Consider the following 14761-nt stretch of genomic DNA (forward strand, 5'->3'; position numbering starts at 1 on the left):
CCGTATAGGCAGCTCAGAAATCCCTGGGCATCGCCAACATCACCGCCGAGGTCTTCACTGTCGTATAGGCAGCTCAGAAATGGAGCACCTGACCATGACCAAGATCAAGACCCTTCACTGCCGTATAGGCAGCTCAGAAATATCCCGGCATGATCTGGCCGGATACGACGGCCTTCACTGCCGTATAGGCAGCTCAGAAAGCTTCAAGGGTCGATCCATCGAAGTCGTAACCCTTCACTGCCGTATAGGCAGCTCAGAAATGGCACGGGGCCCTGGCCACCAGGCGCGACTTCTTCACTGCCGTATAGGCAGCTCAGAAATGGTGAACGGCACCATGGCGAGCGCGGCCTACCTTCACTGCCGTATAGGCAGCTCAGAAAAACATGGCGAAGTGGGGCGCCAAGAAGCTGGCCTTCACTGCCGTATAGGCAGCTCAGAAAAGGAGCGCATCCAGATGCATTCGTTCGACGACCTTCACTGCCGTATAGGCAGCTCAGAAAGGTCCCCCTCGATGGCATCGAGCGCCGAACGGCTTCACTGCCGTATAGGCAGCTCAGAAACCGAGTCAACGCCGAACATCGTCACCGTCATGTCTTCACTGCCGTATAGGCAGCTCAGAAATGGCGCAGCACGGCCAGGACGAACGGGTCGAACTTCACTGCCGTATAGGCAGCTCAGAAAAGGCGCGGCGGCCTTTGTAGAAGCGCCAGGCCCTTCACTGCCGTATAGGCAGCTCAGAAAAAGGTCCGCGCCGCTATCGCCAAGGCCACCGGCTTCACTGCCGTATAGGCAGCTCAGAAAATTGGTCGATATAAAGGGTATTTTTGCCTTTCCTTCACTGCCGTATAGGCAGCTCAGAAAGGCACCAGGTCGAGCATGGCCAGAGCGCCCTGCTTCACTGCCGTATAGGCAGCTCAGAAAAAGAGAGCGCAAGCGACATCGGTCCGATTCCGCTTCACTGCCGTATAGGCAGCTCAGAAACGATGCGCATCCGGCTGACCCTGGACGACAATCTTCACTGCCGTATAGGCAGCTCAGAAAACATGGTGAGCACCGGGACGGAAAATACTCACCTTCACTGCCGTATAGGCAGCTCAGAAAACTCGCGTCACCGGTATCGCGGCGAGCATCGCCTTCACTGCCGTATAGGCAGCTCAGAAAACGCCCTCCTGCTGCCGGGGCCGCACGTAGTCGCTTCACTGCCGTATAGGCAGCTCAGAAAAGGCTGCAGGGGGTGCCGAGTGCCTTGGTAGTCTTCACTGCCGTATAGGCAGCTCAGAAAGCCTCTTCCTTCATGCGCTCGGCCCCTGTAGTCTTCACTGCCGTATAGGCAGCTCAGAAAGCACGTAACGGCCGTCACCTTTGCTTCCAAATCTTCACTGCCGTATAGGCAGCTCAGAAATCATACGGGAAGCTTCGCGCTGACACGCAGGCCTTCACTGCCGTATAGGCAGCTCAGAAATGGGTGGAATCGCCGGCAGTCGGGAAGGTCAGCTTCACTGCCGTATAGGCAGCTCAGAAAGCCTTGCCGTAGCCGCATGGGGAAATCAGGCGCTTCACTGCCGTATAGGCAGCTCAGAAATTTTCGTCCTTCTCCGTGACCAGCGCCGAGGCCTTCACTGCCGTATAGGCAGCTCAGAAAACACAAACCAGTGTGCAGGCAGAACCTACACCCTTCACTGCCGTATAGGCAGCTCAGAAATGCCGATCATCAATGACGGCAACGCCATCCGCCTTCACTGCCGTATAGGCAGCTCAGAAATGTGAGCCACCAGACCATCTATGCCGTCCACGCTTCACTGCCGTACAGGCAGCTAATAAACCGAAAAAAATAAACAGCTCAATGCACTACATCGCATAGCCGCTCTTGCGGAGCTGTCGCAGTGTGTAGTTTTGCCGTACCACGAAGCCCGATCTCCACCACCATCCCCCCGCCATCCCCGGCGCTGGCCTGCAAGTTGCCGCCATGGGCTTCGACGATGCGTCTGGCGAAGTAGTAGCCCAAGCCGCTGCCTTTCTTGCCCAGCGACGAGTCGGCGCGGTAGTAGGGGGTTCCCAGCATCGCCAGATCCTCGTTGTTCAGGGATGGGCCCCGGTCGGCGATCCTGATGCGCAGTTCTCCGGCGCTTACTGTTGCCGCGATTTCCACGGCGGTGTCGGGTGGCGAATAGCGCAGGGCGTTGTCCATCAGATTGCCCACGGCCATGCCCAGCAGGGTGGGGTCGAGGCTGAACGCTGCGTCGGAGGGTTCGACCGTCAGCACGACCCGCTTGCCGGCATCCTCGCCCAGCATGCGCACCGCCTCTTCGAGCAGGGGGCGGATGGGGCAATGCGTGCGGGAGAGGGCCAAGCCGCCGTGGTCGAGGGCTTCCGTCAGCAGAAAGTTGTCCACCAGCCCGGAAAGGGTGGCGACGTTGCCGCGTATCTGCGCCAGGCGCCGGCTTTCTTCGGCCGCCAGTTCCGGCGTCTTGATCCCGATCATCTGGGCAGAGCGGTCGATGGCGGCGAGGGGGTTGCGGAATTCGTGGGAGAGCATGGCGACGAAGCGCCGCTGTTCCTCGGTCCGTTGCGTGGCGAGGGTGGCCTCCTGCTCGGCCATGGCCTTGTCGCGCTGCACCTGGCGCAGGCGCAGCGCCAGGCCGCAACTCATCACCAGCACATGAACCAGGGGGGCCATCTGGTAGAGGGCCACCACGTTCTGGGGCAGCATCCCCAGGTTGGCGGCGGTGTTCACCCCGGTGCCCAGCGCCGGAATGATGAAGGCGACGAAATACACCATCAGTTCGACCCGGCGGGTGCGCCACCAGGCGATCAGCACCAGGGCCATGCCGATGAAGAAATTGAGGCTGTTCAGGTAATTCGCCAGCTTCACGACCACCAGCAGCGCCGAGGTCACCAGAAAGGGCATCAGCGCGAAGGGCAGCAGGGCGAGGTTGAGGAAGATGGTGAACCGATACAGGCGGTGGATGCGCGGATAGGCCTGTTTCAGCTCCAGCAGCCGGCTCCACATGAGCACGATGGCGATCGCCCCGCCCAGCCAGCCGATGCGCGGGAACACATCGACGAGCCATGGCGCATCGATGGCGAACAGCACCGGCAGGTAGCCGGTGACGCCCAGGTTGAACAGCACCTGGGAGGCGATATAGCCGGCATAGGCGGCCATGACGACGTCGCGCAGCCACGCGCCGAGTATCGAATAGAGCAGCACTGCGATCAGCAGGATGCCGAAGTACAACCCGCCGTGAAAATTGCTGCGGGTTTCGTTGGCGACGAAAACGCCGGGCTGCCAGAGTTCGGCGGTGACGTTGATGGCGTTGTGCGTGCGCACGCGGAAATAGACGTCGGTGTGCCCGGAGGCGTCGACGGGCACGGCGAACAGGCGGGTCTGGTACGGGCGATCCCCGTAAGGCCGGTGATAGCCGAGGGCGTACTGTGCAAAGCCTCCCTCCGGTTTTTCCACCCAGATGTCCACTTCCTCCAGCTCGGGAATGCCGATGGTCAGCACCCAGCGTGTGGGCGCGGCCGAGGCCTGGTTGCTGAGTTCGAAACGGAACCAGTGGGCGGCCGTGTCGTAGCCCAGACTGCGGAATTCGGGGAGGAGGGTGAAGCGCTGTTGGCGAACCGCCTCGAAGGACAGGGCGTTGGCGGCATCGGCAAAATGCTCCAGCCGGCCTTCCAGGGAGGCATACCGCGTATCCGCCGTTAGCACCAGGGGGGCGGCCTGGCTTGCCCCGGCCATCACGATCAGCACGATCAGCACGATCAGCACGATGGCCGCAAGCAGGCGCCGCATCACGCGCTGACCTCGCAGTCGCCGATGAAGGTGTAGCCCTGGCCGTAACTCGGACGCACGGGAAATTCGATGCCGCAGGCCTGCTGGACCTTGCGCCGCAGCCGGCTCGCGGCATTGTCTAGGTTGCGCAGGTTCGAGAGGGTGTCCTGCTTGCCCAGGGCGGCCAGCAGCCTCTCCCGTTCCACCACCTCGCCGGGCCGGTCGAACAGGGTGGTAAGAAAGATGCGCTCGGTGTGGGTCAAGGGAACGATGAGGCCGTTGGGGGTTTCCAGGGACCACTGCCGTTCGCGCAGATGCCAGCGGTTCGCCTCGTCAGCCTGCCCGGCGGCTGGCTGCGCTGTACCTGCCATGTTCAGCCGGCGCAGCACGCTGAGGCAGGTGGCCTCTATCACCTCCAGGGGGCTGCGCTTCGAGAGATAGGCGTCCGCCCCCGCCCACAACCCGGTCACCTGGTCGGCGGCGGCGTCCAGGGCCGTCAGTATCACGATGCCGGCGGCGTCCTGGGCGCGCACGCGGCGCACCACTTCCAGGCCGCTGGCGCCGGGCAGGGCGATATCCAGCAACAGCAGGTCGAAATGCACCAAGGGCCAAACCTGAAAGAAGTCCTCGGCGCTCCCGAAGCCGCGGGCAGTCATGCCGCGCAATTGCAGAAACTCCACCAGATCGGCGCACAACCCGGGGTCGTCCTCGACCACGGCGACGAGGGAAGGGGGAGGGGACGGCTTCATCTGAACCGGCATAAAAGAATGGAGAACCGGCCAAGTTTAGCGGCCTGCCGCGATATGGCCAGATTTTGACAGCATCTGACAGAAATCAATTGGAATGTTGGCCCGGACAGCCCGTAACATCTCGTGGTTTTGGTCAAACGCCTCCAATACATGGAAACGCCGTGCAACGCATACAACCGTCATCAATTGGATAGGGTGGCCGCCGGGGCCTGCTGACCCCTCCGGACGATAAGGAAGATAACGCTATGTCATTGCTCTGCCGCGCCATTTTCGATTCCACCGCCCGTCCTGCCGTGAGCCTGTGCCTGGCGGCCTTTGCCATGGCCGCCACCGCCCAGGACGGCGCCGCCCAGTGGCTGCCTCACCTGGACTTCGAGGGCAAGCTCGGCAACAAGCGCAATATCGGCGAGGCGGACTTCTTCCTGCCCATCGCACAGGACGCCCGCACCCTCTACTTCGCCAACGTGCGCACCCGTTTCGACAGCGAGAGCGGCCGTGAAGGCAACCTCGGCCTGGGCGTGCGGCACATGCTGGAGAACGGCTGGAACCTGGGGACTTACGGCTACTTCGACCGGCGCCGTTCCTCGGACACCGGCTACTACTACAACCAGACGACCCTGGGCGTCGAAGCCCTGGGCCGGGACGTCGACCTGCGTGCCAATGCCTACGTGCCGGTCGGCACCCGGACCCACGATCTGGGCAGCACCAGCACGGCAGCGCTGTCCGGCAGCACGGTCCAGGTGACGACCACCAACCGGGAAGAGCGCTCCTTGCAGGGCTTCGACGCCGAAGCCGGCTGGCGCTTGCCGATCTTCGATTCGGAAGCGCGCCGCCAATTGCGCGTTTATGCCGGCGGCTACCATTTCAGCATGGCCGGCATTACCGTCGAAGGCCCCCGGGCCCGGGCCGAGCTGGCCTTCGAGGACCTGGGCTGGTTCGGGCGCGGCACGGCACTCTTTGTCGGTGCCGAGGCCCAGCACGACCATGCCCGGGGCAGCCAGCAGTTCTTCTCCGTCCGCCTGCGCATTCCCCTGGGCAAGGCCGACGAGGCGCGCAGCCCGCTCTCGGCCCAGGCGCGGCGCATGGTGGCGCCGGTGGTGCGCGACGTCGATGTGGTGACCCAGCGTCGCGTCTCGACCCAAATGGAGTCGGTGGATGCCGCAACGGCCAGCAACGCCGTCACCCTGGATGGCAAGGCGGTGACGCTGGTGAACAGCGCCACCACCACCGGCGCCAACCTGCAGAACGCCCTCGATGCAGCGGGCAACAATTCCACCGTGGTGCTGGCCGGCAGGTTCGACACCACCGCCCCCCTCACGCTCAAGCCCGGCCAGAGCCTCATCGGCCTCGGCAACCTGACGGTGACGACGCCTTCGGGCCATAGCGTCACCCTGGCCGCACCAGGGGCCACCCTGGCCTCGACCCTCTCGCCGCCCAACCTCGGTTCCCAGGCATCGGTGACCATGGCCAGCGGCAGCACCTTGCGCGGCATGACCATCAACGCCGCCAATACCGCCGCCAACGGTGCCAACACATGGGTCTACGGGATCGATGCGAACGGCGTCAGCGGTGTGGTGATTGCCGGCAACACGGTGACGGCCACCAGCCCCGTCGCCTCGGCCATCGCCCTGCGGCTGAACAACACCACCAACGCCACCGTCACGGGCAATAGCCTGACCGCTATCAACACCAATGTCGGGGGCGGCTCTGGCATTGCGTTGCAACTGCTGACCAACTCGACGGCACTGGTGAGCGGCAATACCTTGTCCGGCCAGGGGGTCGGTGCCTCGATTGCCCTCCACATCAGCAGCTCGACGCCCCTGCCGGGTTCCACGGGCAACACCGTTCTGGCGGGCTCGTGCAGCAGCAGCGGTAGCGGCGGGACGATCGGCTATGTGGATGCCGGCGGGGTGGCCCACAGCTGCCCCTGATGGGGGTGGCAGGGCACGACGGGGACAGCTGGTTCAGCGCGGTCGCCGTTCATACCCATCCTGCCTGGAAAGCCAATAGGGACGCCATTGCCGGCCCATTGCGGGCTCGTTGCCAGCCCATTTCGGGCCGGCATTCTCATCGTCATTGGTGTTGCCAGTCAGGTGACTTAGAGCCTTCCCTCCGGCCGCTACAGTCCGGGCCAAGTCATCAACGTTGATGCTATCGGGGTCGGCCGCACTCAAGCGGCCGGAGCGTCCCCCTGGCGCGCCCCCAGTCCCCACCGCTCTCATTTCCCCAGGCGCCCTGCCTGCCCGGGCGCGCGGTCGACACCGCCACAGGTACGGCGCAGCTCAATGCAGTAGGAAACGTTCCGGTCCAGCCTCCGCTGCCGGGATAGGGGCTGGCCCTCCCGCCCCGCCACGCCAGCCGTTTCGCCCCCCGCGCCGACCCGCCCTGCCTCTACGGTTTTTCATCACCAAGAGAGAGCAGGCATGGCTACGTTGATCCTCACGAATTCCCATCTTCTCGCCCGCCACCCCCTGGCGCTCTGGCTGGAGGTCCGCCCTGTCGGGGTGGCCCTGGCGGCCGTCGCCGGTGCTGAGGAGGCCCGCACCCAGCTCCAGGCCCATCGGCCCGAGGTGGTGGTCGTCACCGGCCACCCGCCCGACGGAGAGGTGTGTGCCGCCGTGGCCGCTGCCGCGGCCGCGGAGTCTGCTACCCGGGTGGTGTATGTGGCCGCCGATGAGCATCCGCCCGGGGAGGCCGCCCGCCGGCCTCCCGGCATCGCGGCGATCCTGACGGGAACGAACGATTTCGAGTCCGTCCTGGCGACCCTGCTGCTGGTCCTGGGGGGCGGCCTGTTCAATTTCCCATCGCAACCTTCTCCCTCTGCGCTCCCGGCCCCGCAAGCGGCCGACCCTGGACTCTCTCGCCGGGAGCACGAAGTGCTGCAAGGCATCGCCGCCGGCCGGACCACCAAGGCCATGGCCCGGGCCATGGCACTGAGCCCCAAGACCGTGGAGACCTACCGCAACCGCCTGATGCAGAAACTGGGCCTGGGCTGCACCGCCGACCTCATCCGCTTCGCCGTGCGCAGCGGCCTGGATCGGACGGAGTGAGCCGGGCGGGCTGAAGGCCCCGCCTGCCGTGGCCTGTGGGTCGATTCCCGACAGCTGTGCCGGGAATCGACCGGACAGATGGAAGGGGCGCGCCTCCCTAATATTGGCAATGCCATTTGTATATGGCGAAACCATCCAACTTTCCGCACAAGGAGCACCACCATGCCCGATCAAGACCTGCCCGTGCAAAGCGCTTCCGGCGAGGGCCTCCTCGACTTCGGCGTCAAGGCCATCACCGAACAGGCCGCCAAGCTGATCGAGAACCTGCAATTCCTCTACCGCCCCGCCCAGGGCTACGTCACCTGGCTCAACGACACGGACGAGACCGTGTCCGTCCAGACCTTCGACCAGGACGATGCCGTGCGCTGGGTGCGCTACGAGGAACGCAAGATCGCTCCCCACCAGGCGGTGCAGCTCACCGCCCGCGGCGAACGCATCCACGTCCTCGTCCAGAACAATGGCTGCACCTACGACTGCACCAAGGGGACGGCCTACCTGTTCGACGGCAACAACGTCCACGCCAAGAAATAACCCGCTTCGCCGCCGGCCGGGCTGTGGCGACGGCGGGCGGCTCCAGCCATCACCAAGTGAAAGGAAGGCAAATGTCGTCTGACAATTTCATCGACGGGAATCCCTCCAATCCCATCGAAGTGAGGGAGGGCCACGGGGTTTACCTCGTGCGCCAGGGCGGTGACCGGATCGATACGACCGTGGTCATTGCGAAGGTCAACACTCAAAACAACACCCGGTACGACCAGAAACGTTTCACCCTCAAGGCGGGGAAAAATGTCCTCGATACCGGAATCCGCGGGCCTGTCGTGATTTCTGCCCAGCGGGAAACGGGCTCCGACCTGGTGACGGTGACCACCAAGGTCCCGGAAATGGGTTAAGCCGGGGGCGGTAACGCCATGGTTCGGCAAGACCTTTCCGGCAGCCGTCGGAAAGGTCTTGTTTTTTCGGGGTGGGCGCGCTTGCCGTCGTGGCCCCGCGCCCCCCGCCTTCGCCGCATATCCTTAGCAGAATCCCTGCATTGCCGGCGGCGGTTCCCTTGCCTATAGTCGGCCGCCCGGGCCTTGCCGCCCTGCTTTCGATAATCTGCCGTGCCGCGTCAGCAACGCTTTCCCCAGCTCGCCCATTGGGGCGCCTTCACCGCCGTCGTCGAGGATGGCGTCCTGGTTCGCTGCGAGCCCTTCACCCACGATCCGAACCCGTCGCCCCTGCTCGATTCGATTGCACCCATGGTCTATTCGGAGCGGCGCATTCGGCGTCCGGCTATCCGCCGCTCCTGGCTGGCGGCCCGGGAAAAGAGCGACCGCAGCCTGCGCGGTCGGGAGGATTTCGTCGAGGTGGGTTGGGACGAAGCCCTGGACCTGGTGGCCAGCGAGATTCGCCGGGTGCGCGAGACCCACGGCCCGGCCGGGCTGTTCGCCGGCTCCTACGGCTGGTCGTCGGCGGGGCGGCTGCACCATGCCCGTTCCCTGATCCGCCGCTTCTACTTTGCCGGCGGCGGGGCGGTGGACCAGGTGGGCAACTACAGCTGGGGCTCGGCCCAGTTCCTCCTGCCCCACGTCATCGGCACTTACAGCCCCCTCACCGGACGGGTCACCGCCTGGCCGAGCATCATCGACCACACCAAGGTGTTCGTCGCCTTCGGCGGGCTGGCGGTGAAGAATGCCCAGGTGTCCTCCGGCGGAGCCGCCGAGCATTCCCTGGAACCCTGGCTGCGCAAGCTGGCGGCCAGTGGCGCCCGGGTGATCAACATCAGCCCGACCCGGGACGATTGCCCGGCCTTTCTCGGCGCCGAGTGGATTCCCATCCGCCCCAACACCGACGTGGCCCTGATGCTGGCCCTGGCCTACGAGGTGAAGCGGCGCGGGGCGGCGGACAACGATTTCCTCGCCCGCCACTGCGTCGGCTACCCGCAACTGGCGGCCTACCTGGATGGCGCCGGGGATGGCGTTGTCAAGACCCCGGCCTGGGCGGCGGCCATCACCGGCATTCCGGCCGAGCGCATCGCCCGGCTGGCCAGCCAGTTGTGCGGGGCGCGCAGCTACCTGACCTGCGCCTACTCGGTGCAGCGCGCCCACCGGGGCGAGCAGCCCTACTGGATGGTCATCGCCCTGGCCGCCATGCTCGGCCAGATCGGCCTGCCCGGCGGCGGTTTCGGCTTCGGCCACGGTTCCATGAACGGGGTGGGCAATCCGCGCGCGTTCACCCCGGGGCCGGAAATGCCCCTGGGCACCAACCCGGCCGGGCTGGCGATCCCGGTGGCGCGCATCAGCGACATGCTGCTCAATCCGGGGGCGGCCTACGACTTCTCCGGCCGCCGCGCCACCTACCCGGACGTACGCCTGGTGCACTGGGCCGGGGGCAACCCGTTCCACCACCACCAGCAGTTGAACCGTCTGCGCCAGGCCTGGCAGAAGCCCGAGACGGTGATCGTGCACGACATCTGGTGGACCGCCACGGCGCGCCATGCCGACATCGTGCTGCCGGCCACCACCGCCCTGGAACGCAACGACATCGGCGGCTCGTCCCGGGATCGCTACGTGCTGGCCATGCACCGGGCCATCGTGCCGCGCCACCAGGCCCGGGACGACTACGCCATCTTCGCCGATCTGGCCGAGCGCCTCGGCTACCGGGATGCCTACACCGAGAGGCGTGACGAGGCAGCCTGGATTCGCCTGCTTTACGAGCGCTGCGGCGAGGCCCAGCGGCGGGGCGGGGTGCCCGTGGACTGGCCGGATTTTGCCACCTTCTGGCAGCGGGGCTTCGTCGAGCTGCCGGCGCCCCGGGAGGATTTCGTCTTCCTCGCCGAGTTCCGCGCCGACCCGGCGGCCCATCCCCTGGCTACCCCGAGCGGGCGCATCGAGCTCTATAGCGAAACCATCGCCGGCCATGGCGGCGCCGACATCGGCCCGCACCCGGCCTGGGTGCCGCCGGTGGAATGGCTCGGGGCGGCGGGGCCGGACCATCCCCTGCACCTGGTCACCGTCCAGCCCGCCGACCGGCTGCATAGCCAGCTCGACCCGGCGCCCCTGGCCCAGGCAGGCAAGGTGGCCGGGCGGGAAGCAGTGTCCCTGCACCCCACCGATGCGGCGGACCGGGGCCTGCGCGACGGCGACGTGGTGCGGGTGTTCAACGCCCGGGGCGCCTGCCTGGCGGGGCTGCGCGTCTCCGACGGCATCGCCCCGGGCGTGGCGGTGATGGCTACCGGCGCCTGGTTCGACCCGGACCCGGAGGAGGGCGGGCCGGAGCGCTCCGGCAACCCCAACGTGCTTACCCTGGACATCGGCACCTCGACCCTGACCCAGGGCGCCAACGCCATGAGCTGCCTGGTGGAGGTGGCAGCGGCATGAGGTAATCGGAAAATGTTTATTGATTTGCTCGAAAGGCGCCCATTGTGGCGCCTTTTTGTTTCTTGAAATTCAAAGGATTGGCGGCTTATTCGATTTGTTGAAAAGAAAATAAATTTCTTTTATGAGGGGTTTTGTTCGTTTATCAGAAAAGCTGCTAGAAAAATAAAGATTGCTTCTTTGTGCCGGCATGGTCGCCCCTGTTAATTTCCTGGTGTCGCGGACGATTGTCCGTCTTGAACCAGACAGGGATTTGCCATGCATCTGCACATTTTGCGCCGCCGGGACTTCATCGCCGGCAGCCTGTTCATCGCCTTCGGGGTGGTCGCCGCCGGTGGTGCCCTGCGCTACCCCCTGGGCACTGCCATGCGCATGGGCCCGGGGTATTTCCCCCTGCTTCTGGGCGGACTGTTGGCCCTGCTCGGCCTGGCCATTGCCCTGGCCGCCCTGCGCGTGGTGCCGGACGGCGAAGGGGCCGACGACGGCCGGGTCGAAAGCATTTCGTTCAAGCCGGTGCTGCTCGTGGCCATCGGCGTGCTGCTCTTCGCCCTCACGGTGAACGCCCTGGGCCTGGTGCTGGCCACCGTGGCCCTGGTGGTGGTGAGCGGCATCGCCCACCACGAGACCCGCTGGCGCGAGGTGGCGGTCCTGGCCGCCGGCCTGGCGGCCTTTGCCGTGGGGGTATTTTTCTACGGCCTGGGGCTGCCCTTCGAAGTGCTGCCGGTGGCGGTGCTGCCCGCCGGCCTGCTGGCCTGAGGCGCGGCGATGGACCTGCTTGCCAACCTGGGCTTGGGCTTCGACGCGGCCTTCACCGTCGCCAACCTGGGCTATTGCTTCGTCGGCGTCACCCTGGGCACCCTGATCGGCGTGCTGCCCGGCCTGGGGCCGGTGGCCACCATCGCCATGCTGCTGCCCATCACCTACGGGCTCCAGCCCCTGTCGGCGCTGATCATGCTCGCCGGCATCTACTACGGCGCCCAGTACGGCGGTTCCACCTCGGCGATCCTGGTGAACCTGCCTGGCGAATCCTCCTCGGTGGTGACCTGCCTGGACGGTTACGCCATGGCCCGTAAGGGCCGGGCCGGCGCCGCCCTGGGGGTGGCCGCCCTGGGCTCGTTCTTCGCCGGCACCGTGGCCACCGTGGCCATCGCCGTGCTGGCGGCGCCCCTGTCGGCCCTGGCCCTCAAGTTCGGCCCGGCGGAATACTTTTCCCTGATGGTGTTGGGGCTGGTGGCGGCCATCGTGCTGGCCAACGGCTCCCTCATCAAGGCCATCGCCATGACCGTGCTCGGCCTGCTGCTGGGCCTGGTGGGCACTGACGTCAATTCCGGCGCCGAGCGCTTCTCCTTCGGCATTCCCGAGCTGTCCGATGGCTTCGGCTTCGTCGTGGTTTCCATGGGCCTGTTCGGCATCGCCGAGATCATCGCCAACCTGGAAAAGGGCGAGAAGCGCGACATCTTCGCCACCACCGTGGGCGGCGTCTGGCCGAGCCGGGAGGACTTCCGCGCCACCTGGAAGCCGGTGCTGCGCGGCACCTTTCTCGGCTCCCTGCTCGGCGTGCTGCCCGGGGGCGGCGCCATCCTTAGCTCGTTTGCCGCCTACACCCTGGAAAAGAAGCTGGCCCGCGACCCGTCCCGCTTCGGCCAGGGCGCCATCGAAGGGGTGGCGGCGCCGGAATCGGCCAACAACGCCGGCGCCCAGACCTCGTTCATCCCCCTGCTCACCCTGGGCATCCCGCCCAACGCGGTGATGGCGCTGATGGTGGGCGCCATGATGATCCACGGCATCGTCCCCGGCCCCCAGGTGATGACCGAGCGGCCCGAGCTGTTCTGGGGCCTGATCGCCAGCATGTGGATCGGCAACGGTCTGCTGGTGCTGCTCAACCTGCCCCTGATCGGCCTGTGGGTGCGCCTGCTCAAGGTGCCGTACCGGCTGCTCTACCCGGCCATCCTGCTGTTCTGCTGCGTCGGCGTGTACAGCGTCAACGGCAGCGCCCTGGAAGTGGCCTTCACCGTGGCCTTCGGCCTACTGGGCTACCTGTTCATCAAGCTGCGCTGCGAGCCGGCGCCCCTGCTGCTCGGCTTCGTCCTCGGCCCCCTGATGGAAGAGAACCTGCGCCGCGCCCTGCTGCTCGCCCGGGGTGACGCCACCGTGTTCTTCACCCGGCCCTTGAGCCTGGGCCTGCTGCTCGCCACCGCCGCCCTGGTGGTGATCCTGGTGCTGCCCAACGTGCGCCGCACCCGGGATGTGGCCTTCCAGGAGGACTGAGCCGCCGTTTGCGCTCAGCTCCGTTTCCTGCCGATTCAACAACTTTTACCGCCCGATTTTCAACGAGATTCCCATGAGCACCACCCACCACCTCAGCCCCAACTACCTCGGCATCGCCACCCGCGACCCCGGCGAATACTTGGCTGAACTGGACAAAATCCGCTGGCAGAAGCTGCAACGCCAGATCCGCTACGTGTGGAGCAACGAGGACTACTTCCGCCAGCGCTTCATCGAGGCCGGCGTCACCTCGCCCGACGACATCAAGACCCTGGACGACTTCCGCCGTCTGCCCGCCTTTCTGGACAAGGTGCGCCACCGGGATTCCCAGGACGCCTCCCTGGCCCGCTACGGCCACCCCCTGGGCCTGCACCTGACCACGGCGCCGGAAAACGCCATCCACCTGGCGGCCACTTCCGGCACCACCGGCACCCCGACCTTCTACGTGTTCAGCCGCAAGGACCTGGACATCACCTACAAGGTGCTCGGCCGCATGTTCCAGTTCGCCGGCATCCGCCCCGGCGACACCACCTTCCACGCCTTCGGCCTGTCCCTGTGGCTGGCCGGCATCACCTACGTCCAGGCCCTGGAAGCCTACGGCGCCCGCCCCGTGGCGGTGGGGGCCGAGGGCGGCGTGCCGAAGATTCTGCGCTACATCGAACTGACCCGGCCCCGGGTGCTGTTCGCCACGCCGTCCATGGTCAACCAGCTGATCGAGCGGGCGCCCCAGGAACTGGGCAAGCCGGTGGGGGCCCTGGGCATCGAGATCATCTATTGCTCGGGCGAGCCCGGTGCCGGCCTGCCGGCCTTCCGCCAGCGGGTGCGCGAGCACTTCGGCGCCCAGGTGTTCGACGCCACCGGCGGGGCCTGGCACAACGGCACCATCTCCTGCGCCAGCGAGCACTACCACGGCATGCACTACCTGGCCGACGACTACTGCTTCCGTTACGACCTGGTGGACCCGGCGACCAAGCAGCCCATCGAGATCAAGGACGGCGCCGTGGGCGAGGCCATCCACACCGCCCTGGAATACGAGGCGGCCCCCTCGTTCCGCAACGCTACCGGCGACATCCTGCGTCTGCACGTGGGCGAGTGCCCGGGCTGCGGCCACTTCGGCGTGCGCATGGAGATCATCGGCCGGGCCGACGACATGCTCGCCATCAAGGGGGTCAAGGTCTATCCCGCCGCCATCCAGAACGTGGTCGGCCAGTTCCAGCCCAAGGTTTCCGGCGAGCTGCGCATCCGCCTCGACGCGCCGCCGCCCCGGGTCGAGCCGCCCCTGCAACTGGCGGTGGAAGCCGGCCCGGACACCCCCCAGGCCGAATGGCCGGCCCTGGCCAAGTCCATCGAGCAGCGCATCCGCGAACTGCTCACCTTCCGCCCGGTGGTGACCGTGCTGCCCTTCGGCAGCCTGCCCCGCTCGGGGCAGAAGACCAAGCTGATCGAGGTGGTACCCCAGGCCGCCTGAGTCCGGAATCTGTGCGCATAGGGCAGGGGAGGGCGGAAGCCTTCTCCCTCTCTACCCCAGCCACCAATGCGCCACGGCCCGTTCCTCGAATCCCGCATCCC

At 66.0% G+C, this 14761-nt stretch carries 10 protein-coding genes and 1 CRISPR repeat array (1 of these 11 running past the window's edge); of the genes, 8 read left to right on the plus strand and 2 right to left on the minus strand.

Annotated features, from left to right (window positions below):
* Nucleotides 1–1822: direct repeats of the CRISPR family, unit length 28 nt; unit sequence CTTCACTGCCGTATAGGCAGCTCAGAAA (it extends 4929 nt beyond the left edge of the window).
* Nucleotides 1823–1840: 18 nt separating this feature from the next.
* On the minus strand, nt 1841–3793 hold the full coding sequence (locus tag V7Z98_RS07045; protein WP_334157473.1) for a sensor histidine kinase: 1953 nt from the start codon (nt 3791–3793) through the stop codon (nt 1841–1843).
* Nucleotides 3793–4521 carry a response regulator transcription factor gene (locus V7Z98_RS07050; protein ID WP_334157474.1) on the minus strand — a complete coding sequence of 243 codons (729 nt, stop codon included), beginning with the start codon at nt 4519–4521 and terminating at the stop codon, nt 3793–3795. The genes V7Z98_RS07045 and V7Z98_RS07050 overlap by 1 nt, the downstream gene beginning before the upstream one ends.
* A 245-nt stretch (nt 4522–4766) precedes the next feature.
* Here V7Z98_RS07050 and V7Z98_RS07055 point away from each other — a divergent pair, with 245 nt between their 5' ends.
* From V7Z98_RS07055 to V7Z98_RS07090, 8 genes are all read left to right on the plus strand, one after another.
* A complete protein-coding gene (locus tag V7Z98_RS07055; protein ID WP_334157475.1) occupies nt 4767–6452 on the plus strand; it encodes an inverse autotransporter beta domain-containing protein in 1686 nt (561 codons plus the stop codon).
* A gap of 492 nt (nt 6453–6944) precedes the next feature.
* On the plus strand, nt 6945–7571 hold the full coding sequence (locus V7Z98_RS07060; protein WP_334157476.1) for a response regulator transcription factor: 627 nt from the start codon (nt 6945–6947) through the stop codon (nt 7569–7571).
* A gap of 162 nt (nt 7572–7733) precedes the next feature.
* The gene (locus V7Z98_RS07065; RefSeq protein WP_334157477.1) at nt 7734–8102 is read left to right on the plus strand and encodes a hypothetical protein; all 369 of its coding nucleotides are present in this window, start codon (nt 7734–7736) and stop codon (nt 8100–8102) included.
* Between the two features lie 71 nt (nt 8103–8173).
* Nucleotides 8174–8461 (plus strand): hypothetical protein, encoded by a 288-nt coding sequence (locus V7Z98_RS07070; protein ID WP_334157478.1) that lies wholly within the window; start codon nt 8174–8176, stop codon nt 8459–8461.
* Between the two features lie 210 nt (nt 8462–8671).
* Nucleotides 8672–10930 (plus strand): molybdopterin guanine dinucleotide-containing S/N-oxide reductase, encoded by a 2259-nt coding sequence (locus V7Z98_RS07075; RefSeq protein WP_334157479.1) that lies wholly within the window; start codon nt 8672–8674, stop codon nt 10928–10930.
* A gap of 255 nt (nt 10931–11185) precedes the next feature.
* Nucleotides 11186–11683 carry a tripartite tricarboxylate transporter TctB family protein gene (locus V7Z98_RS07080; RefSeq protein ID WP_334157480.1) on the plus strand — a complete coding sequence of 166 codons (498 nt, stop codon included), beginning with the start codon at nt 11186–11188 and terminating at the stop codon, nt 11681–11683.
* Nucleotides 11684–11692: 9 nt separating this feature from the next.
* A complete protein-coding gene (locus V7Z98_RS07085) occupies nt 11693–13195 on the plus strand; it encodes a tripartite tricarboxylate transporter permease (protein ID WP_334157481.1) in 1503 nt (500 codons plus the stop codon).
* Between the two features lie 73 nt (nt 13196–13268).
* Nucleotides 13269–14660, plus strand: coding sequence for a phenylacetate--CoA ligase family protein (locus V7Z98_RS07090; protein ID WP_334157482.1), 1392 nt, complete (start codon nt 13269–13271; stop codon nt 14658–14660).
* Nucleotides 14661–14761: the final 101 nt, after the last annotated feature.

Origin of the sequence: Oryzomicrobium sp. (genome assembly GCF_036820405.1) — a bacterium.
In the GTDB taxonomy this organism is placed as follows: Bacteria; Pseudomonadota; Gammaproteobacteria; order Burkholderiales; family Rhodocyclaceae; genus Oryzomicrobium.

Coding starts and splice junctions, on each gene's coding strand:
- V7Z98_RS07050 (WP_334157474.1), bottom strand. CDS start 4,521: ATGAAGCCGTCCCCTCCCCCTTCCCTCGTCGCCGTGGTCGAGGACGAC.
- V7Z98_RS07055 (WP_334157475.1), top strand. CDS start 4,767: ATGTCATTGCTCTGCCGCGCCATTTTCGATTCCACCGCCCGTCCTGCC.
- V7Z98_RS07080 (WP_334157480.1), top strand. CDS start 11,186: ATGCATCTGCACATTTTGCGCCGCCGGGACTTCATCGCCGGCAGCCTG.
- V7Z98_RS07065 (WP_334157477.1), top strand. CDS start 7,734: ATGCCCGATCAAGACCTGCCCGTGCAAAGCGCTTCCGGCGAGGGCCTC.
- V7Z98_RS07060 (WP_334157476.1), top strand. CDS start 6,945: ATGGCTACGTTGATCCTCACGAATTCCCATCTTCTCGCCCGCCACCCC.
- V7Z98_RS07070 (WP_334157478.1), top strand. CDS start 8,174: ATGTCGTCTGACAATTTCATCGACGGGAATCCCTCCAATCCCATCGAA.
- V7Z98_RS07090 (WP_334157482.1), top strand. CDS start 13,269: ATGAGCACCACCCACCACCTCAGCCCCAACTACCTCGGCATCGCCACC.
- V7Z98_RS07045 (WP_334157473.1), bottom strand. CDS start 3,793: ATGCGGCGCCTGCTTGCGGCCATCGTGCTGATCGTGCTGATCGTGCTG.
- V7Z98_RS07085 (WP_334157481.1), top strand. CDS start 11,693: ATGGACCTGCTTGCCAACCTGGGCTTGGGCTTCGACGCGGCCTTCACC.